This window comes from Paenibacillus sp. Lou8.1 (genome assembly GCF_024213565.1).
Lineage (GTDB): Bacteria > Bacillota > Bacilli > Paenibacillales > Paenibacillaceae > Paenibacillus > Paenibacillus polymyxa_B.
Genome location: NZ_JANAVN010000003.1, coordinates 63,300 through 82,593, shown reverse-complemented (window position 1 = coordinate 82,593; position 19,294 = coordinate 63,300). Strand labels below are relative to the sequence as shown.

The window sequence follows — 19,294 nt, the reverse complement described above, 5'->3', positions numbered from 1 at the left end:
TTTTCATTTTTTGGTTTCCTCGTAAATCCGATTTCGGAATGTTCAGGCTCCGCCACGTCAAATTAAATCGAAGGTGAGCTGGATAATCCATGTACACCTTCTTCACCATTCGTCTTTGTCAAAATAATCATCTGGCAAATGCAGCTCTCGCAAACAACCGATAAATTTTTCTCTGAAATTCGGATTGCTTTTGTATTGCGGCCATACCTCCTTATAGTGAGGCAGCAACTTCTCATGTGGAATAATGCCCCAGTATAAAATCGAGTTATTCAGAACCTCCGCGCCGCCCCCCATCAACATCTGTTCAATGATCTCCCAGCTTCCCAGCTTGTTTTCGCAACTGCGCGCGGCATAGATCGCAGTGGCTTGCATTTTAGGGTCGGCGTGACACAAAAAAGGCGCGAAGTTCTGGAGCGTAATCGCACCGTAATCTTCCAAGATGTATCCTGCATAACGCAACGTTTCCGGGTCGTGAATCCTGTCAAGCCTTTGCAAGATCACTGGAATAAAATCCGTTAAATCCTCAGTTTTACTGGAAGCGTGCAGAATCTGTAAGGATTGCAGAAAACTCTCATGTCCATTCGATTGCAACAGCTCCAGAAGATATTTTCTACCCGCGTCAAAAGAAGTTTTGCAAATGAGCCAAATGGCTGTAGTCTGATTTTTTGGGCTTTGCTCTGCAATATGTTTCAAAAAAGCAAGGGTTGGCTGAGAGACTTTCTTAAACTTGAACATTCCATTAAGCGCTTTGGCTTGGATTTCTTCGTTTGGAGCGCTCTGATAAGTCTGGATCAGCGCATTCTCATCACCCGGCATTCGACTGCCAAACCACCCGATATCATAATCCAGAATAATTTCATCCAGCCAGCGCTCGTACCAGTCCAGAAAGCTGTCTTCATAGACAAAGAAAAAAGGATGATCGGGATGAAAATCGGAGGTGTACACAATTCTCCCCCTGTATTTCCCTTCAAGTACGAGATACATATCGTATTCGCAGCCTTGGGTGCCTATGCACAACATGCCGCCCAACACCTTATTACGGGTGGCGTCGTATTCCTCATCGGGAATGTCCTCGTCCTTGGTCAGGGGCTCAATCAGATGGTTCCATTCCTCTTTGGTCATCCCGGGATACAGAACGGATTTTGCAAGGAGCGCCTGGCGCTCGGTGTAGGAAGTTGCCTTTCCAATTGAATAGATTCCATAATAGGGTCCGGCGCCTCCGTTGCCGACTTTCGTTAAAAACAGCGCGTAAGGCTCAGGAAGTGTAACCTGATTGCGGACTTGCCAGTCCGCCAGCTCTTTTGCTGTAAGCTTCTCTTTAACCCTATATTGATGTGAGGATGCTCCAAACACTAAGAAATCGGCGTCTTTGTGCATAGCTTGACTCAGTTTGTTTTTTATTCGATCCAGTTGCGTTTCTTTCTTCCTAAACCACATATTGAACCCTCCTGTTGACCATAGCCAGGTTTCCTTTGTTTGCTTATCCAGCAATTTTATTATTTTTTCTATGGGTCGTACCTCTTTAAAATGATATGTATCTAGAGCACCACAGGAAAAATCCATATGATTGGAACCTATATGTGGATTAGACTATAATCACCTTGTTATTCATGTAAGCCACTCCTCATTTCATGGAAATTAACGACATAATTATTTAACCAAACTCATCAAACGCAGCTCATTTTAAACAACATATAGTGAGGGAGAAAATAATGAAAAGCCAATTAAGAAATATTACGGTCGACGGTTATGCCTTCGTTTATTGGTACTCAGGCGAGTCTCGCTTCATCCTAAACCTATCTCCCAAAGAGAATAAAAACATCAAAATCACGCTCATCTTTCAGGCCAATCCTCCTGAAGAAGAGTCTCATACTTTTTGGTCCTTTTATGACATTTCAGCCCAAAATATTGAAATGGAAACTGTCATCCATCTGGGTAAACCCAAGCATATTGCTGAAATCATCTCTTACTTGATGGCAAAACGACAAGAACTTTGGGTCCAGGGGAAGCCTCACGTTCTGGATAATGCCTGGGATTTACTAAAGGAAATGGGCTATTCCGAGTTAAAACCGATTTGGATTAGACAGTGGTAGTGATAATGGTTTGTGGACTAGCCCCCTTTGACCACTCAAAGGGAGCTTAAAGTTCACAGATATACGATTATTCGTTATCCGGCGTGGCCGGACTGGCCGGGGGCATCAAGCCTTTAACGGCGCCGAGAAACGGGCGAATGGACTTGATCATGCCGTAGCCCATCTTCACGACCGGGACAAATTTCTGGATCATGCCGAACAGCCGCAAGCCGCCGCCGAGCATACCGCCAAGCCCTCCTGCGCCTGCAGTAGAGCCGCCAAGGCCGCCTAACAGCGAGCCCATCATCGGCAGGAATGCCGACACCTTGGCGTCCGGCTTGCGGGAGCGCGAACGGCCAGACGGTTTACGTGCGCAGCTTTTCCGGTTGCCGAGACGGACGCCCGGGGCATGCGAACTGGCTCTGCGTTTGAGAGATCGGGAATTTTGCCTCCCGGAAGAAGCGCGTGGAGGAGCTCCAGCACTGGCAAGTATCAACCCGCCGCGATTAACGTCGGTGATGTAGCCGACGTAGGTCTCTCCGCTGTGCAGGGTGACACAGACCGGACGGCCTTGAAATTTCTTAGCCCGTGCACGCATCTCCTTCGATTGTGCCATGGAAGTTCACCTCGCTCACTGATTATAATTCAGTTTACGCCAGGGGCGGGCTGCCTGCTTGTGCGAATAGGACATACGCACGCCAAAAATCGCTTGATGATTAGGCATTTTACAACTCTCCCTCAAGAAACGCGAATGCCCTTACTCCGCTGCTTCCACCAGCCATGCTTGCATAGCCGGAGACTCCGCCCGATTCAAACGTAAGGCGATTTCGGTATTGATCTCATCCGGCGGCATGACCTCGACAAGGACGCATACAGCCTCTCGCGGTTGATTCAAGGCAAACACGCCTTCATCATCGAGCATTTGCATCGCCAGCTCCATGGCCTTCAGCCTCGAATCAAATTCACGATTCCATTCGTCAGCTTCAAGCTCCGCAATAGAAGGACGCCTCATAAACAATTGTTTAACATCATCGAAGTCCTCATCCCTGAAACAACAATAGGGTGAATCGGCATAGGACCATTTGGTGAGTTCCGCAATCGTTGACCCCGGCATGTCACTTTCTTCTCCTTGCCTGGCCGCTTCCCTCTCCAAGGCCTCCCATGACCAGGCGGGGATGCTTGGCGCATGTCCCTCTCAAGTAGTAAATAGCGTGCAGTAATAGTAACGTTCGCCATTTTCAAAAAGAGTGCGAAAGGACGTCCTAGCCACATCGGCAATCTCTGCCGCCAGCGCCTCTATTCCTTGCGTCGGTTTCATGACATTCGCCCCTTAGCCCTATAAAATATATATCTTATTTCCATTATAAAAATTGTTTGTCCTAAATCTACCTTCTTTCTACCTGAATCCTGGAAATATGGACGATTCACTCCCTCATGATAAAAGAGGATGTCTCTCCGTTATTTTTCGGCTTTGAGACGCCCTCTTTTGAACTATTTTGCATTCACTACAACATTTTTACCGTCACTTGAGGTATGGTTTTTTGCTCTCCTACCTGGAGTTTCATCTCCATTAGAGCAAGCTCATTCAGGTTCTAATTCAAGGTGCATCTTGGCTTCCGCCTCATCCCATGGCACCGAGTAACCCGCCCCCTTGGCGCAAAAGATGGAGGAGGATGTATACAGCGGGTCCGCCCCTTTGCGGTAGCCCATCCGCTCTATGACTTCCTCCGAATTATGGCAGCGGTCGTAGCCGCTGAACACGCAGCGGATACTGCCTCGTCCATGCGTAAAGGATGCAAATTCGGCACTGTAGTTCATGAAAGTCGACACAGGCACCCTGCCCGTGACCACCGCTTGCGTTCCGGTTGTCTGCGGTGGATTAAAAATACCTGAAGCACGCTGAATATCGGACAGCACCCTGCCCATTTCATCGATAGCGACCTTAATTTTAAAATCGTAAAAAGGCTCCAGCAGCACGTTGTCCGCCTTCTCCAGACCCTGCCGTAGTGCTCGAAAGGTAGCCTCACGAAAATCGCCGCCATGGGTATGTTCTTTGTGCGCGCGGCCCCTCAGCAGCGTAATGTTCACGTCGGTGACTGGCATGCCGGTCAGCAGTCCGTGATGCTCCCGTTCATAGAGATGATTCCGAATCAGATTCTGATAACTGACATTCAGATCATCGGCATGACATCTGCTATCGAACATGATGCCGTTGCCTCTTGCTCCCGGTTCAATCAGCAAATGCACTTCCGCATAATGCCTGAGCGGTTCGAAGTGGCCGTACCCTTTCACAGCCGATTGAATCGTTTCCTTATACAAGATTTCCGGTTGTCCAAAAGAGATAGCAAAGCCAAACCGCTCTCTAACAAGCTGCTCCAGCACTTCCAGTTGAATCAATCCCATGACGCGGATAGAAATCTCCTGCAATTTCTCATCCCAAACGACGTTCAGAGAAGGCTCCTCTGCCTCCAGCGTGCGAAAAGCACCAAGCACCTTCTGTACATGTATCGAATTATCAAATAATACCTTCGATTGTAACGTCGGCTCCGAGTCGTAAGCTAACTTGTCTGATATCGTCCCCAGGCCTTGTCCAGCTTCGGCGGCGGACAAGCCGGCAGCCGCAAACAAATCGCCAGCTTCCACTTGTTCCACCGGCTGCGATTTAAGGCCGTTAAACAAGAAGAGCCGCGTAACTTTTTCGTCATATTGAACCCCGCCGCTCTCGTAACTAAGCTGTTCTCTCACCTTTAGCCGACCACCCAGCGCCTTAATGAACGTGAGTCTCGCTCCGCCTGCATCGTGCCGAATTTTATAAACCCGCCCCTGGAACGAAGCATTCTCGTCATAAGTGGTTGTCGTCAGCAGATGCAGCTGATCCAGAAATTCAATGACGCCTGCATCCTGAAGCGCAGAGCCGTAAGCACAGGGGAAGAGAAGACCCGCAACTATCATCCTCTGCAAAGCCTCCAGCCAGAAGCCGCAATCCTCTCTCCCCTCCAGGAATGCTTCCAGCAAGGCTTCGTCCCGCTCCGCCATGGTCTCCCGCAGCGGCTCGCCGACTATGCCGTCAGCGAAGCTCTGTGTAATGCAGCATACTTCCCCCGTCAACTGCTGACGGATATCCGCCTCGGTTCTGCCTACATCCGCGCCGATCCGATCCGTCTTGTTGATAAAGAAGAACGTCGGAATCCGATGCTTGCGCAGCAGCTGCCAGACCGTCTCCGTATGGCCCTGGACACCTTCAACTGCACTTACAATCAGGATGGCATAATCAATGACCTGAACCGCCCGCTCCATCTCCGGGGAGAAATCGACGTGTCCGGGCGTGTCTATTAAATAATAGCTGTCTCCTTTATATTCTATTACCGCCTGATCTGCGAACACCGTAATGCCCCTTGCCCGCTCGATGTCGTGGCTGTCCAGAAACGCATCCTGATGATCCACCCGCCCCCGCGACCGGATACTGTTCGTATGGTACAGCAGCTGTTCCGCAAAAGTTGTCTTACCTGCATCCACATGGGCGAACAGGCCAATCGTTAGTCGCTTCATAGAATCCCACTTTCAACGCTTCTTGTTAATACTGCTCATTTTATTAAAGCATAGAAATCGGGATAGTGGGTAGGAGTTGGTTTTGAGAGAGGGCCTTTTTTCATAGATAGAAGATAAAAGCAACGAGTTACATTTATGTTGAGCGATTTCGGAGAATCATCTCGAATGCATTCTTTAAAGGCAACGAATCTATACTATTTAAATCTGCATTAGTAATGTAAAAGAAAGACGGCAGTCAACAAAAAAATCAAAGACTGCCGCTTTTTATAGTCCTGATAAATTTCGCAATTTCAAGTTTCGCCCTACTTATGATACGGTTCTCCGTGGTGCATCTAAATGAGGTTTTATCTTTTACCTCCATTCGGATTAAGTAATGCATTAATATAAAAGCATGCCTTATTAAGTAAAGACATGCCTAGATTGATTAATCAATATTCTTTGACTCTTTAACACACTTAACTATATCTTTATAGCTTGGCGTTCTTATCAAGAATCTCTTATAATCCCCAATTAAACTTTTTAGGACAGGAGTTGAATCTTCTTTTCCTAACTGTTCCCATTTCAAGAAGGAATTTATATCACCACTACTTAAAAACTTAGGTTCCTTTGTATAGGAATTTTCTCCTCCAGATATCATGTACTCATCAATTACTTGTATTGCATTTTCTTGTAGTTCTTTGAAAACACCTTTATTTTCAGGTGTATAGAAGTTTAAAATACATTTTGTATAATAGTGCTTGTCATTATAACTTTCGTTTAACTCAGCCTTCAAAATTACGTCTTTTAATAATTCAATAAATACCATGAAATATAAGTATCTTGTCTGCCGTCTTGTTGATTTTTCGGCACCTTTTCCAAATTTGAACCTTTCTGCTTCTTTACTTATTATATAAGCAGCATATAAATCATTAAGACCAAATTGCTTATCGTTTACAATCTGTTTAAAAATAGTCCCTCCTGGAGAAAATGGTGGGTTTTTACCAAAGGCTAATCCTGCTTCACCAAGCCATCCTGATGAATACACTTTTAATAAGTCGAAACAGTTTACGTGTTCTTCAAAGAATGGTGTGATTGACGGATTCTGTTTTTGAAGTGCCTTTCTAGATTCCCATCCGCCTCTTTGAATTTCTAAGTAAACGTTATATTTGGCTGCCATTTGGTCTGCCCAATTTCGGAAATCCCTTTCCAAAGCTAAGAAATCCTTTTCCGTAACAGAGTTTTGGCTGTTTGTATATCGAGTAGTCTCTATCAGTAAATCTTCTCCCTGAGCACCTACCTTTACAACCTTAACAACAACAATTCCCTCTTCTAACTTACTCTTATAGGCTTCTAATTCTTCACTGTATCCGGTTCCGCCACTCTCCAGTTTCTTAACAAGTACTCCCCATATCGATTTAGTTGTTTGACAACCATTAACAATATAGGGTTCTGTAAGATAAAAGGTTTCATCTTCTTCACTAAAATCATTTACTACAATTGTAATTCCATTATTATATAAACCAAATCGCTCTGGTTTTTCTAACAAAGTCTTTTCAATCCCTTTATTGACCTTACGTCTACTCCCAAGGAATTTCCTTACATTTTTTTCATAAATCAAATCTAAATCACCTGTGGCGGCCTTATACTCCTTTAGGAATTTATACAAATCTACTAATTTTATAGAACCAACTAGTAATTCATTCCCCGAAGAAACAAGTTGTCCATTAAATTTCACACGTAATTTTTCTTCACTTTCTTCTTCTTTTTCACTTATTCTGTTGTAGATTGTCTCGATGCTAACCATTTCCACATCAAAGATTTGACCAATCTTGTTTTTCCCCAATATCTTAATATCTTCAACAATTCTTTTTTCCTCATCACTCATTGTGACTGACGTAGCAAAAACTAAAACTAGTTTATCTTTATCAGAAGAATTCTGAACAAAAGTTTTAAGCCTTTCTGTTACCCCTTCTGCTAAGGAAGATAGTCTTGGTCTATGACCAGTCAATGTATCAAAAAACTTAGTAGCTTCAGCTAATAATGTACTTGTCCCTTGGAATGCCGAACCAAACTTACTTTGAACAATATACCATACGTCTCCTTCTTGCTCTCCATTTCCATTAACCTCACCTTTTTGCAAGTAGGCAATATCAATCCCACCATCACCAGTACCATCACATATAATAATATCATCGGAATACTCGTCCAGCTCGAGCCACTGGTTTATTATTTTTTGTGCAAATCTATTACCCAGTTTTATAGTTGTTGGATTTCCTTCTGTAATATCCTCTAACCATTCAGTTTTGAACTCACCTAACGATACTTTTTGCATTATTCCCCCTCCAATATGGTTAAATATTCCTATCTTTATTTTATAGTAATAGTTTGGCTTTTCAAATACCTTGCGATAAATAATTAATAAAGCAAGTTAATAGTAGTATGGAATAATGCGGTTGTTAAGCAAATTTAAATCCATCCTTAAAATAACCGAATTACTTCAATGCATAACAAAGCTGTATATCTTCAGCACGAATTCTCCAATTCTTAAAACCCTGGAATTTTTCAGGTTAACTTCCTCCTGAAATTCCAACTCTAAAGGATTGCTTAAAAGGTTATACCATTCTCCCTTTTCTTCCAATAATATCATATCTTGATGGGTTACTAATACAACTTCATCCACCTGTTCACCATTACTTAGATACTCATAAAAAACGTAAAACTCCAACTCCTCCTCTAAATACTGCATTAAATCCTCTCGTAGTATATAGCATACTGGATTCTTTCACTAATTTTATTGAAACGATATTTATTCTTTTTGCATGTTTCATATAATTCCTCCTTAAATTATTCTAATAATATATATTTAAAACGTAGTTTATTACAGGAACTTGGCAATATTATCAAATTAAAGTATCATTCAAACTAGGATAAAGGGAGGGGTTAATATGGCAAGACGAACAAAATACAGTACGGTTAAAAAACAAAATCAGATTAGAACAGACCATGTCAAAGGTATGGGAGATGTATCTTTTCTGGGTTTTCAGTGTTTAAATCCAGAATGTACACATTTTATTACGATTAAGAAAGAAGATTATGAGAAAGAACTTGAAGTTACTTGTAGTGAATGTGGTTTTATTATGTACGAAGGTGGAGAATCTGTTTTTTACGATTATGAACTTGTGCTTACACAAGATGGAGAAGAATCTCTAATAGAAGACGGACAATTCATAGTGTATCATGATGAATATATAGCAGAAGCATTAGAATACAAGTATTGTATTGTATGTAACGCATTAAAACCTCTGACTGCTTTCGGTCACCATAAACCTAGGAAAACTGGGAGACAAGGTGAATGTAGAGTATGCAAAAATAAATATAACCAAATAAAAAATCAAAGTAGGACTTCTGACCAACATCGAGAATCAGCTCAAAAAAGAAGGCTTTATACTGATTTATCTGGTCAATCTAAGCTAGATAGTGAGAAGGTTTATAATCGTTTTAATCACCACTGTTTTAAGTGTAATGAAGATTTAAGTGGCGTAGAAACGATTGAAAGGAATCTCGACCATACTTTACCGGTATATTACCTCTACTCTCTTAGTACTGAGAATGCAACATTATTGTGTAGAGCGTGCAACGGGGAAAAATCCGGAAGTTGGCCAAGTGAATTTTATACTGAAAGCGAATTAAAGAAGCTATCAATTTTAACTGGTATTCCTTATGAGTTAATGGAGGGTAAACCTAAGTATAACGAGGAAGCCCTATCTAAACTTAAAGATAAAACAGTAGTGGATTCAATTTTACACAAATACAGCAGGTATATTGATGAGTTAATAAAGTTAAGAAACAGAATTAAGAATGACACAGGTCTTGACTTTTTCGACTATTCAACAAGTATATCTGAAACATGGGTCAAAGCTGCTAATCAGCAGTTCGAACAAAAGTACAACAGATAAAAAAGAAGCTGATTTGGGCAGCTCCTTTATAAACCATTATTTTTTTAGTAGGAATAAAAATTGATGGTCAGTTGTTGAACCTTTATCTTTTATTCCATGCTTTTCTATATTTTCTACGTTTTCATTCCCTACAAATACTGTATGGAAATATTCATTGGAGAAGTGTGATAGTTCTGTTGCCATATCACACTTCTTTGATTTCCCTAAATGTAAAATAGCTATTCCGTCCGGTTTAAGCAAGTTACTACATACTCGAAAAAACTCTTTATATATCGACAATTCTCTCTTTTGCTTACCTTCTAAGAATACTTCGTCAGCCCTTTTAAAATCTTCTGGTTCCCAACCTGCTAACCAGAGTCTCATCCAATTACTACTATAAAATCTAATAGAATCAAAAAATGGTGGTGAAGTTATTATTGCATCGACTTGTTGATTACTATTAAATTTATTCCCTAGGTCAAATAAATCACCCAAAATCGCTTGTCCTTTTGTGAATTTCCCCCATTCTCCTTTTTTAAATGATAATTCAACCTTCTTTTTGATATGCACAACAACGTTTTTATAAATAAAATCACCTGTAGGAGCATACGGGGTTAGAGGATGAGAATTTCTCGATAAGGCATATGGACGATTTCCATGTAGTACATGTAAAAAACAAGAAAATACTAATGATTCTTCAGTTGATAACTTTGAAATTCTATGCTGAAAAAACCTTCTAGCTGCAATTATTTCTGAATAAGTATCTTTATGAAAATAATTTGGTAATTTATTATTAAATCCAAAATCACTATATGGTATTTCATTTTCAGCATAATTCTGTTTAAAAGCTTCCACAAAGACATCAAGCTCATTTAAGATTTTGTCTACTTCTTCTTTATTAGAAATTTCTAACTTAGCTTTTGTAACGCAATACGCTAATTCATTTAAGTCATTACCCACTCCAACTCTACCTTGGAGTGATGCTTCAAGAGGTATAGTTCCTACACCACTCATTGGGTCTAGTACAACTTCTCCTTCTTTAGTAAAATCCTTAATAAGGTGATGAGCAATTGATGGTTTTAACTTACCGTGGTAGGAGCATAAAGAGTGCCAGGCATGCCCCCAATTCCTTCCGTTATATGGAGGTTTTTGATAAGGGAGATTTTTCATAAATTGACTAGCTTTTTTCTCAAATAACTTATATATATCAGTAGACACATCTTCTTTTAACACATTCATCTCTTCACCTCACTTCTTTAAACGGTACCGTAAAACTTTTTGAGATAATAACATTTGATTCTTTGACCGTCTTGTTCTCAAAGTTTCTTCATCATAAAGCTCAAATCCATTTTTCTTTGCGATTTCTGATAAAAGTATGTCTGTTGGTATATGAACACCAGCAAATTGTGAATCTCCTATGTCTAAAACAAAAACCCCATTGTTTCTGATTACCTCTTTTAATTTTTGAAATACATTGTGCATATCGTAAAAATACCCACCAACCATTATTGGAATTCTTTTGTCATAGGCAACTGCTTCTAAGCGTTCAACGTAAGGCTTTACTTCCTCAAAGATATAAGGAATACTTCTTCTTCTTGAAACACTGTTTATTCCAGCCATTATCCCGTTAGAATGTAGTAAGGGTAAATCATTTTCGCTATTGATAAAATTTAATAACTGAAGCTCTAATTTAGTATTCCTAATATAATTTGTTCCGTTTAAATAAGGAGGTGATGTAATTACACAATCAACCTCTTTCGGTAATGTTGCTTGTCTAGCATCCGAATGGACGTATTGAGTAGAGGCTTGTACACTTTTAGAAAAATTGGTTATATCAAGTGTTATTTCATTTAGTTTATCTAAAAAATGAAGAAAAACATCTGAACTTAATATGTTTTTTTCATTTTCTTTTGCGTACCTTAAGTCACCTCTTTTTATCATTTTTGATGTTTTGACAGCAATTGCAGAAAGAGCTACCCTTGCTAATTTCTTTGAAATTGGGTCTTTTATATTTTCGATACACCACTTCACTTTAGAGATGTTATTTAACACCATTTCATCATAATATTTTTCAAAACCTTGATAATCATAGTGAGAATGCTCATATTTAACATTTGTTTGAAAATCTAATATTATTGATTTAAGCTCAGCTAGATTCTTCACAACTTCATCTTGGTTATTAGAGGCGTCTCTTACAGTATTTATTTTTGTTTCTGTTATATATGCCATGAACGGATTGATTTCTGTAAAATATGATTCTATACCCAATTGTGCTGCAACCAAAGGAGTTGTACCAGAACCTGCAAAAGGTTCAAAAATTGACTCTACATCAATTGGAAGTCTATTAAATTCGTTCAATATTAACTCGCTAGAATAGCCTTCATCATATTTATACCATCTATGAATAGGCTCTTGTTTATTAAGTGCAAATGTGCCGGACAGACCTTTTCTTACTTCAACTGAATTCTTCATTATTTGTCTCCTTGTAAAGCTCATTCTTTTTAGAATAACATAATTAAATTCATTTAGTAACTGAGGTCTGTTAACCTAAATTATCCAATTCCAATTAAAGTTTTGCTTCAATATTTTTTAGTGTTTTTAAAATTTCATAAAGTGTTTCCTCTAAATTACTCGGAGTTTGTTCGGCTATAACAACCCTATTAGAAAACTCACCTCTATTTTCCTTTTTAGATAATGTATTTATTCCCTTCACAAAAGCAACTTCCCATGTAGTATGATTAGTGTTTTTAAAATCTCTAATGCTTTCGAATAATTTAATGTGTTCATTCGAAAATTGCTGCCTATTACCAATAGCCCCCTTTTCTCTTAAGTGTTTTTTAAAAGCTCTCACATTCCCAATCTTGTCATTAACCTTCTCCATAAATTCTTTATCACTGTATTTATACATATCTCACCAAACCTTTAAACAGTTTCATAAAGTTTTAATGAGTTTATTATAAGTTTAAAAAGTAATTAAAGCAACAGAATTTATTTAATAAATCAAATTTAAGGGTAGCCCTCTATGGACTACCCTTAAAACCTCATTTACTTATGATACGGTTCCCCTCGATTAATCTTCACCGCTCGGTAAATCTGTTCCACCAGCACCAATCGCATCAGCTGATGTGGCAAGGTCATCCTTCCGAAGCTCAGCTTCTGCTGGGCGCGACGGAGGACTTCGTCAGAAAGGCCGTGACTGCCGCCAATGACGAAGACAACATGGCTTGTGCCGTAGGTGCCGAGCTTGTCCAATTCCTCTGCGAGTTCTTCCGAGCTCCACAGTTTGCCGTCGATGGCGAGCACAATAACATGTGCTTCACTTTTCACATGGGCAAGAATACGCTCGCCCTCTCGCTCCTTGACCTGTCGAACCTCCGCCTCGCTCAGTGTATCGGGAGCCTTTTCATCCGCTACTTCGATCATTTGAAACTTAATGTATGGGCCCAGCCGTTTAGCGTATTCTTGAATGCCCATGACCAAATACTTCTCTTTTAACTTCCCCACACCTATAAGCTGAATAAACAAATTCCATACCCCTATCTATGTCGAATGATAATGTAAAATCGCATTTACGAGCCCATACATGAAAGATACCTTTAACATAGTTATTTTAGCACCTGAAACGTCTCTTACCTATCTATTTCCTCTCCACTACGAGTCTATTCCCTGTTCAGATCATAGCGGATCATTCATTTACGCTCTTCACAATGAAATGCTATCCGTTTCGTATTCATCAAGACACTGCATTAGCAGCTGCCGATATTTGCTGATTTGTTCCGCTGTCGCTGACTCCCGCAATGATTCGAACAATGCTGTACATTTCTTGAAATTACGATCGTTACCCGACTGATCAGCTAGTTGCATCGCCTGTAAAGTAAGCCTCACTGCATCCTGTAATTTATCATACTTCCGATAGTACAAAGCCAAATGATAGCAGTAGCTATAATAGTAAGATACGTTCTCTGAGTCTTCATAACTCCCGAATTCATCAATCTGCTCTGCAAACGTATGTAAAATATCTCCTACATCCAAATGATACATAAGCGCTGCCTGTAATATGGTATTCAGCCCCGGTAATATTTCCTCTAGATTATCCTGCAAAAAGGCTACGTACTCCTCGACAAGCTCTATATTTCCAGACAAAATATCTACTGTATATAAATTAGTTTTGGCTAAAAACCTGAATTCCTCCACAACCTGATTGTCTTCTTCCTTTAAATCCTCCATCCACCCCAGCTCAGCATACTTATAGATGCACTCCCTTGCCTGCTCATATGCACCCTGGTTCTGGTGAGCCATTCCACACATCAGGTGACTGAATCCAAAATAATATACCAACGGACGTTCTAAATTGACATGCGGGATAGATAATTTCATTGCTTTATGATACTGCCGTTCTTCATAGATACGCTGTACACATTGGTACAAAATATCTGCCGTCTCCATCACCCTTTTCCAATTTTCAAAAGCCACAGCCATCTCTAACATTTCAACAATGATGTCCGGTTTGAGTGATTTCAGGATAGAAGTTCGCAAAGAGGGTTCCTCCTTCAAAATGACTAGAATAAAAAGCACTCGCTCTTAATATATTCCTTTGTGAAACTCCAAATAAGTAGTACAATAAATTTAATATAGTACTTAATCGCAGTTTTTTCAATATATTTTACCGCCTTTATGTCTCTGCTAATTACATCGATACTCTCCTAACCTTTAGGAGAGGTGGTTAATATGACAAAATTACGGAATTCGGTTGGAGAAAGAATTAGAACGATCCGGAAGGCTAAGGGATTAACACAGCAACAACTTGCAGAACTTTCAGGATTAGATGATGCATATATTGGATCGGTAGAGCGTGGCGAAAGAAACTTTTCGATTGATACCTTGGAGAAAGTGTTAACTGCCTTAAACGTGTCTATCAGTGAATTAATGTTTTCCAAAGAACATATGACTGAAGACGAAACTATTCGGCAAGAGGCGATAGATGAGTTTGTTGCGTTGACCAGCAGATTGAATGAGGAGCAAATCGGCATTCTCAGACGAGTTAGTAAAGAAGTTTCACGAGCGTTCAAGTAAGTCATGCCATCCTAAAAAGCCTTAAATAAAACCAAAAAAGAGCACCGCACAGGTGCCCTTCAAACCTTTTATAAAAATACTCAAGCGTACAACATAAAAAAGCTCACTTCATGTCCCAGTTGCTTCAGATAATTATAAATCTGCGAACGATGATGGAACACATGGGTCACAGTCTCAATCTGCCATTGAACCTGTAGATGTCCGTGTTCCATATAAAAGGCCTTCGTCGAACGATTTAGATAATCTTCCTCGCTAAGCGAAAGAATGTAAGCCTTATAAGCTTCAAAATTCTGCCTGAAAGTCGCAGCCAAGCGCTCGGGATCTTCCACCCCGGATAGGCTGGTTTCAATGCTTCCCACTTCACCCTCAGACTTCTCCTGCATTATCGCAAGATCCGAAGCTGGAATAAGTACAAAGTGATGTACTAACTCCAGTAGTGAGCGGAAATTTTCTTGCGGACGAAAGTTCCAATCCTCTGGGCGTATTTTACGGATCAATGCTTCCCCCGTCCGTACTCCCGTCTCCAGCTCATTTAGCAGATGATCTCGAACTTGCAGCGTTCCACTCATATTCACATCTCTCCTTTGCCATTCTTCTTTATATTTTGAGTATAGCCAAAGCCTCTGGGCGTGTATTGTAAAAATCGGACAACTTCCGTAAATCCTTAGCCGCAGTAAGCGGAGAATCTCCATAAAACCTGCGAAAATCACGGATTAAATGCGCTTGGTCGAAAAAGCTGTGCTTCAATGCCAGCTCCGTCCAATCCAGACCCCCGCCGCTTTGGATACTGTGAAGAACGCTCTGGAAGCGGACGACTTCACTGAACTTTTTAGGGCTGATTCCGATCCATTGTCCAAACTTACGATTGATCTGCCTTTCACTGATCGCCTCACAGTCCGCAAGCTCCTTAATCCCCACACTCCCACCGCTCACAAAGATGCGATGCAGCAGGTTTTTCATCAGGTCACAATCGTTCGTACGTTGGCGCAGCAGAAGCTGGTTAAGATACTCATCCATTATGCGCACCCGTTCATTGAAATTCTGTGCTTCCATAATGCTCTCACCTATGACGGCGATGCTTTCGGGCCAGAGATCTTCCAAGCGATAATTACCGCCTGTAAACAAGTGAGTCGGCATCCCGTGAAAATAATGCGCCCCGCCCGGAAAAAATCGAACGGCAAAAATACGTGTCTCGGACCCTGCTTGTCTGGCAGACACAAACGGTTGCGTAAATGTCCCGCAGTACGAGAGTTCCTGACGCTTATTCACCGGATCGTATTCTAATAGAATATCCGTACAGCCGTCAGGTAATACCCGATCCATGGTTTCTTCCTGCGGCAGGCTTAACGAAGCGGTGTCTCCGTACGAAGCTGCTAGATTTCCCTCTACCACCCTATTAGCCGGACTGGACTCCCAATAACAGGCTACGTAGGCTTCTAGCGCAGCAGACGGCTTTTGTTCGATATAATACGTGGATAGATCACTTCCATTGACTTGAAGCGGACGAAATAGTGAATGCAGCAAAGGGTCCATCCATCGTTCACTCCTGTCTCAGCACGTAGGTGGGAATAAATATAGCTCTATGTATGGGGTATTTTTGCAATAAATCCTGGTATACAAAAAGGACGTTTCTCCCCGAAACGCCCGTGCTTGTTTTTTAGACGACCAAAAACTCTGCTTTCTTCTCACATTCCTTGCACTTCACTGGAGGGTCCCAATCCGAAAATTTCGTTTCCTTGAGATCGACGACATCCGGTGCATCCTCGTATTCATCGACGAACATATCAATTGCCAGTTCCACATGCTCTTTACATACCACGTACATTCCAGTTGCATCCCTTTCCGTTTGAAGCTCTTCCTGTTGTAGGTGTGCCAAAATCGCCTTCTTTTGTTCTACCACACTTGACGCGGAAAGAAAAGGGCTTGCTTTTTACCCCGATCGTCTGGGTGTAAAAATAAGAAAATTACTGACATTCAGGTCCTCGTGAAAATAGGGATATTTCTCCAACATTTCGGCAGACGGCTTGGGTTCGATCATCCCTTCCAACAGTAAACCTGCCTCAATAATGGTCTGTACATAGCTGCCCAGCGTACGGTGAAAGTACAAAAACTTTTCTTCCTGATCATAAGGCATATCTTGCTCCAATGGGCCTTCGTTGAAATATTGATCCACTTTCCAATACAGCTTTTTTCCTGTCTCATCCTTCACCCAACCACTCTGCGGTGTCTGAAAGCATGGATGCAGAATAGAAAAAATAAAGCGGCCCCCTGGAACTAATAACCGCTGCATTTCGGCAATCGCCTGCTCATAAAGGGCCAAGTCCTGGATGACCATATTGGACACGATCAGATCAAAGCTCTGGTTCCCGAACATCTCCAGCTTCTCCAGATTACCGTGGTGGTATGTAATTCCCAACGCTGACGGCGTGCGCTCTCTTGCAAGCTTCAGCATCTCTGTCGAGTAATCGACGGCTTCCACCGATGCACCCGCCTTGACCATTTTCCGGCTCAGATAACCTTCGCCACAGCCGGCATCCAGCACTTTTTTGCCCTCTAGGGGTTCCATACAAGCTTGCAATGCCGGATTCAGCAGGACTTCGCGAGACCGATCCCCTTCCTCCGTGTACTTGGCGGTAAAGTTTTCTGCATGCATATCCCAGCGTCGAATGGCCTCTTCCGTGTCCCACTTATTCATATTCATCTCCTTCTTTCTTTTGTAATTGAGGAATTGGTAGGGCCATAGATTCTACACTCATTTCTATATTTTTTCAATAATAACGCTTACAAATTTAAAACATCTAATAAATACATGATTTTTACATGAATTATACAGGTATTCCATATTCAAATAGTATGGTAGTGTTTATTAGAAATCGCTTTCATAAAAATAACTTTGTAAAGGGGCCTGTTATGTTAAAACGAAGACCCGTTTCATTGCTGTCGTTGACGCTTGCCATCACCCTATTGTTATCTACGTTCGCATCTGTTGCCGCTGCTGCCGAATCTGACGGACAAGCACCGCAAGCTGCGGCTGCGAGCAGCATGCAATCGTATGTGGAAGCCATGCAGCCCGGATGGAATTTAGGAAACTCGCTGGATGCTGTCGGAGCGGATGAGACAGCCTGGGGCAATCCGCGCATTACCCAGGCGTTGATCCAGCAAATTTCTGCCCAAGGGTACAAAAGCATACGCATCCCGGTCACCTGGGATAAACACATTGGAGCAGCACCGAACTATACCGTTGAGTCTGCCTACATGAATCGTGTAGAAGATGTTGTTCGCTGGGCACTGGATGCCAATCTGTACGTCATGATCAATGTCCATCATGATTCATGGACGTGGGTAAGCAGCATGGAGCCCAAGCATGATGAAGTACTAGCTCGTTATAACGCATTATGGACACAAATTGCCCAGCGCTTTAAAGAACAACCTAACAAGCTGATGTTCGAAAGTATTAACGAACCCCGTTTCTCTGAAGGGGGGACAACGGATGAAGCGAAAATGAATCAGATGCTCCAAGAACTGAATGTATCCTTCCACAAAATCGTCCGCGCCTCCGGCGGTAAAAATGCCACTCGCCCCCTTGTTCTGCCTGGCTTGGATACATCACCTGCTCAGGCCAAAATCAACGTGCTGTACAACACGATAACCAAGCTGAACGATCCCAATCTGATTGCAACCGTCCACTATTATGGTTATTGGCCTTTCAGTGTAAATATTGCGGGTCATACTACTTTTGATAAAGATACTAAAAACGATATCATCCAAACCTTTGATAACGTCTATAACACCTTTGTAGCCAAGGGCATCCCGGTCATTGTCGGTGAATACGGCCTGCTCGGCTTCGATAAAAATACAGGTGTGATTGAACAAGGTGAAAAGCTGAAATTCTTTGAATTTCTGACCTATTATATGAAAGAGAAGAAAATAACAGGCATGCTCTGGGATAACGGCCAGCATTTTAACCGCACAACGTACAAGTGGTCTGATCCTGAACTCTTTAATGTCATTAAGGCCAGCCTGAAGGGACGTTCTTCCAATGCAGCCAGTGACCTCATTCACTTGAAGATAGGCACTCCTGTTCAGGACGCCAAGGTCACTTTAAACCTGAACGGCAACCAGTTGAACACACTCAGTGTTAACAGCAAGCAACTGAAACAGGGCACCGACTATACGCTGAGCGGAGACACATTAACCTTGAAAGCCAGCTTGCTCACCAGTCTAACTACTTTCGATAAATATGGTAAGCATGCAGTGATTACCGCCAAGTTCAACAAGGGGGCTGACTGGAATTTCAAAGTAGTCGTGTATGATACACCGAAATTAAGTGCTGTCGAGGGGACTACACAAGCCTTTACCATTCCAACGGACTTCCGCGGCAGCCAGCTTGCCACGATGGAAGCCGTTTATACGAATGGTGGCAATGCCGGTCCACAGGATTGGACACCTTATAAGGAATTTGGAAATACCTTTGCCCCTGCCTATGATGCCAATGGCATCAAGCTGCTACCTGAATTTTTTAATAGTGTAAAAGATGGTGACGTCACGCTGAAGTTCCACTTCTGGAGTGGCGATGTGGTGACATACAAGATCACCAAGAGCGGAACCCGTGTGACGGGGACGACATCTTAATCTAAGGCGCAGCAAAAAATCGAAAAAGGCGTTCCCGGGAATAAGCCGGAGAGC

Annotated in this window: 19 protein-coding genes and 1 pseudogene; 4 read left to right on the top strand and 16 right to left on the bottom strand. The window is 41.8% G+C overall.

Annotation, left to right across the window (positions count from 1 at the left end; all coding sequences use genetic code 11):
• Positions 1-102: 102 nt before the first annotated feature.
• Positions 103-1,437: an SMI1/KNR4 family protein gene (locus NLX78_RS05210; protein WP_254349795.1), complete on the bottom strand. Its 1,335-nt coding sequence runs from the start codon at positions 1,435-1,437 to the stop codon at positions 103-105.
• Positions 1,438-1,712: 275 nt separating this feature from the next.
• Between NLX78_RS05210 and NLX78_RS05205 the strand changes: the two genes are divergently transcribed.
• Positions 1,713-2,093: a hypothetical protein gene (locus NLX78_RS05205; protein ID WP_254349794.1), complete on the top strand. Its 381-nt coding sequence runs from the start codon at positions 1,713-1,715 to the stop codon at positions 2,091-2,093.
• Positions 2,094-2,160: 67 nt separating this feature from the next.
• On the opposite strand, the gene NLX78_RS05200 is transcribed toward NLX78_RS05205, so the two are convergent.
• The 6 genes and pseudogenes from NLX78_RS05200 to NLX78_RS05180 all read right to left on the bottom strand — a co-directional run bounded on the left by NLX78_RS05200 (position 2,161) and on the right by NLX78_RS05180 (position 8,346).
• A complete protein-coding gene (locus NLX78_RS05200; RefSeq protein ID WP_254349793.1) occupies positions 2,161-2,688 on the bottom strand; it encodes a hypothetical protein in 528 nt (175 codons plus the stop codon).
• Between the two features lie 141 nt (positions 2,689-2,829).
• A pseudogene (locus tag NLX78_RS05195) lies at positions 2,830-3,252 on the bottom strand (DUF4303 domain-containing protein); the annotation flags it as partial.
• Positions 3,253-3,267: 15 nt separating this feature from the next.
• Positions 3,268-3,390 carry a hypothetical protein gene (locus tag NLX78_RS26470; RefSeq protein ID WP_302057279.1) on the bottom strand — a complete coding sequence of 41 codons (123 nt, stop codon included), beginning with the start codon at positions 3,388-3,390 and terminating at the stop codon, positions 3,268-3,270.
• Positions 3,391-3,653: 263 nt separating this feature from the next.
• Positions 3,654-5,621: an elongation factor G gene (locus NLX78_RS05190; protein ID WP_254349791.1), complete on the bottom strand. Its 1,968-nt coding sequence runs from the start codon at positions 5,619-5,621 to the stop codon at positions 3,654-3,656.
• 424 nt (positions 5,622-6,045) lie between these two features.
• Complete coding sequence (locus NLX78_RS05185) at positions 6,046-7,932, bottom strand: AIPR family protein (protein WP_254349790.1); 1,887 nt, start codon at positions 7,930-7,932, stop codon at positions 6,046-6,048.
• 165 nt (positions 7,933-8,097) lie between these two features.
• The gene (locus tag NLX78_RS05180; RefSeq protein WP_254349789.1) at positions 8,098-8,346 is read right to left on the bottom strand and encodes a hypothetical protein; all 249 of its coding nucleotides are present in this window, start codon (positions 8,344-8,346) and stop codon (positions 8,098-8,100) included.
• Between the two features lie 199 nt (positions 8,347-8,545).
• Between NLX78_RS05180 and NLX78_RS05175 the strand changes: the two genes are divergently transcribed.
• Entirely contained in the window at positions 8,546-9,556 is a 1,011-nt protein-coding gene (locus NLX78_RS05175) for an HNH endonuclease (RefSeq protein WP_254349788.1), read from the top strand.
• A 36-nt stretch (positions 9,557-9,592) separates the two neighbouring features.
• On the opposite strand, the gene NLX78_RS05170 is transcribed toward NLX78_RS05175, so the two are convergent.
• From NLX78_RS05170 to NLX78_RS05150, 5 genes are all read right to left on the bottom strand, one after another.
• Positions 9,593-10,768 carry a DNA methyltransferase gene (locus NLX78_RS05170; RefSeq protein ID WP_254349787.1) on the bottom strand — a complete coding sequence of 392 codons (1,176 nt, stop codon included), beginning with the start codon at positions 10,766-10,768 and terminating at the stop codon, positions 9,593-9,595.
• A 15-nt stretch (positions 10,769-10,783) separates the two neighbouring features.
• Positions 10,784-12,007 carry a site-specific DNA-methyltransferase gene (locus NLX78_RS05165; protein WP_254349786.1) on the bottom strand — a complete coding sequence of 408 codons (1,224 nt, stop codon included), beginning with the start codon at positions 12,005-12,007 and terminating at the stop codon, positions 10,784-10,786.
• 94 nt (positions 12,008-12,101) lie between these two features.
• On the bottom strand, positions 12,102-12,386 hold the full coding sequence (locus NLX78_RS05160) for a hypothetical protein (protein WP_254349785.1): 285 nt from the start codon (positions 12,384-12,386) through the stop codon (positions 12,102-12,104).
• Positions 12,387-12,580: 194 nt separating this feature from the next.
• Positions 12,581-13,060, bottom strand: a complete 480-nt coding sequence (gene rlmH, locus NLX78_RS05155) for a 23S rRNA (pseudouridine(1915)-N(3))-methyltransferase RlmH (RefSeq protein WP_013312768.1) — start codon at positions 13,058-13,060, stop codon at positions 12,581-12,583.
• Positions 13,061-13,237: 177 nt separating this feature from the next.
• Positions 13,238-14,071, bottom strand: a complete 834-nt coding sequence (locus NLX78_RS05150) for a DNA-binding protein (RefSeq protein WP_254349784.1) — start codon at positions 14,069-14,071, stop codon at positions 13,238-13,240.
• Positions 14,072-14,263: 192 nt separating this feature from the next.
• Between NLX78_RS05150 and NLX78_RS05145 the strand changes: the two genes are divergently transcribed.
• Complete coding sequence (locus NLX78_RS05145) at positions 14,264-14,608, top strand: helix-turn-helix domain-containing protein (protein WP_069080183.1); 345 nt, start codon at positions 14,264-14,266, stop codon at positions 14,606-14,608.
• Positions 14,609-14,688: 80 nt separating this feature from the next.
• Here NLX78_RS05145 and NLX78_RS05140 read toward each other — a convergent pair whose 3' ends face one another.
• The 4 genes from NLX78_RS05140 to NLX78_RS05125 all read right to left on the bottom strand — a co-directional run bounded on the left by NLX78_RS05140 (position 14,689) and on the right by NLX78_RS05125 (position 17,303).
• Positions 14,689-15,177 (bottom strand): DinB family protein, encoded by a 489-nt coding sequence (locus tag NLX78_RS05140; protein WP_254349783.1) that lies wholly within the window; start codon positions 15,175-15,177, stop codon positions 14,689-14,691.
• A 28-nt stretch (positions 15,178-15,205) separates the two neighbouring features.
• A complete protein-coding gene (locus NLX78_RS05135) occupies positions 15,206-16,141 on the bottom strand; it encodes an AraC family transcriptional regulator (RefSeq protein WP_254349782.1) in 936 nt (311 codons plus the stop codon).
• Between the two features lie 124 nt (positions 16,142-16,265).
• Positions 16,266-16,433 (bottom strand): CxxH/CxxC protein, encoded by a 168-nt coding sequence (locus NLX78_RS05130; RefSeq protein WP_013373879.1) that lies wholly within the window; start codon positions 16,431-16,433, stop codon positions 16,266-16,268.
• 105 nt (positions 16,434-16,538) lie between these two features.
• Positions 16,539-17,303, bottom strand: coding sequence for a class I SAM-dependent methyltransferase (locus tag NLX78_RS05125; RefSeq protein ID WP_254349781.1), 765 nt, complete (start codon positions 17,301-17,303; stop codon positions 16,539-16,541).
• 215 nt (positions 17,304-17,518) lie between these two features.
• On the opposite strand from NLX78_RS05125, the gene NLX78_RS05120 reads away from it, so the two are divergent.
• Complete coding sequence (locus tag NLX78_RS05120; RefSeq protein ID WP_254349780.1) at positions 17,519-19,240, top strand: cellulase family glycosylhydrolase; 1,722 nt, start codon at positions 17,519-17,521, stop codon at positions 19,238-19,240.
• The last annotated feature ends 54 nt before the right edge of the window (positions 19,241-19,294 follow it).

Coding starts and splice junctions, on each gene's coding strand:
- NLX78_RS05210 (WP_254349795.1), bottom strand. CDS start 1,437: ATGTGGTTTAGGAAGAAAGAAACGCAACTGGATCGAATAAAAAACAAA.
- NLX78_RS05205 (WP_254349794.1), top strand. CDS start 1,713: ATGAAAAGCCAATTAAGAAATATTACGGTCGACGGTTATGCCTTCGTT.
- NLX78_RS05200 (WP_254349793.1), bottom strand. CDS start 2,688: ATGGCACAATCGAAGGAGATGCGTGCACGGGCTAAGAAATTTCAAGGC.
- NLX78_RS26470 (WP_302057279.1), bottom strand. CDS start 3,390: ATGAAACCGACGCAAGGAATAGAGGCGCTGGCGGCAGAGATTGCCGAT.
- NLX78_RS05190 (WP_254349791.1), bottom strand. CDS start 5,621: ATGAAGCGACTAACGATTGGCCTGTTCGCCCATGTGGATGCAGGTAAG.
- NLX78_RS05185 (WP_254349790.1), bottom strand. CDS start 7,932: ATGCAAAAAGTATCGTTAGGTGAGTTCAAAACTGAATGGTTAGAGGAT.
- NLX78_RS05180 (WP_254349789.1), bottom strand. CDS start 8,346: ATGCAGTATTTAGAGGAGGAGTTGGAGTTTTACGTTTTTTATGAGTAT.
- NLX78_RS05175 (WP_254349788.1), top strand. CDS start 8,546: ATGGCAAGACGAACAAAATACAGTACGGTTAAAAAACAAAATCAGATT.
- NLX78_RS05165 (WP_254349786.1), bottom strand. CDS start 12,007: ATGAAGAATTCAGTTGAAGTAAGAAAAGGTCTGTCCGGCACATTTGCA.
- NLX78_RS05145 (WP_069080183.1), top strand. CDS start 14,264: ATGACAAAATTACGGAATTCGGTTGGAGAAAGAATTAGAACGATCCGG.
- NLX78_RS05140 (WP_254349783.1), bottom strand. CDS start 15,177: ATGAGTGGAACGCTGCAAGTTCGAGATCATCTGCTAAATGAGCTGGAG.
- NLX78_RS05135 (WP_254349782.1), bottom strand. CDS start 16,141: ATGGACCCTTTGCTGCATTCACTATTTCGTCCGCTTCAAGTCAATGGA.
- NLX78_RS05130 (WP_013373879.1), bottom strand. CDS start 16,433: ATGTACGTGGTATGTAAAGAGCATGTGGAACTGGCAATTGATATGTTC.
- NLX78_RS05125 (WP_254349781.1), bottom strand. CDS start 17,303: ATGAATAAGTGGGACACGGAAGAGGCCATTCGACGCTGGGATATGCAT.
- NLX78_RS05120 (WP_254349780.1), top strand. CDS start 17,519: ATGTTAAAACGAAGACCCGTTTCATTGCTGTCGTTGACGCTTGCCATC.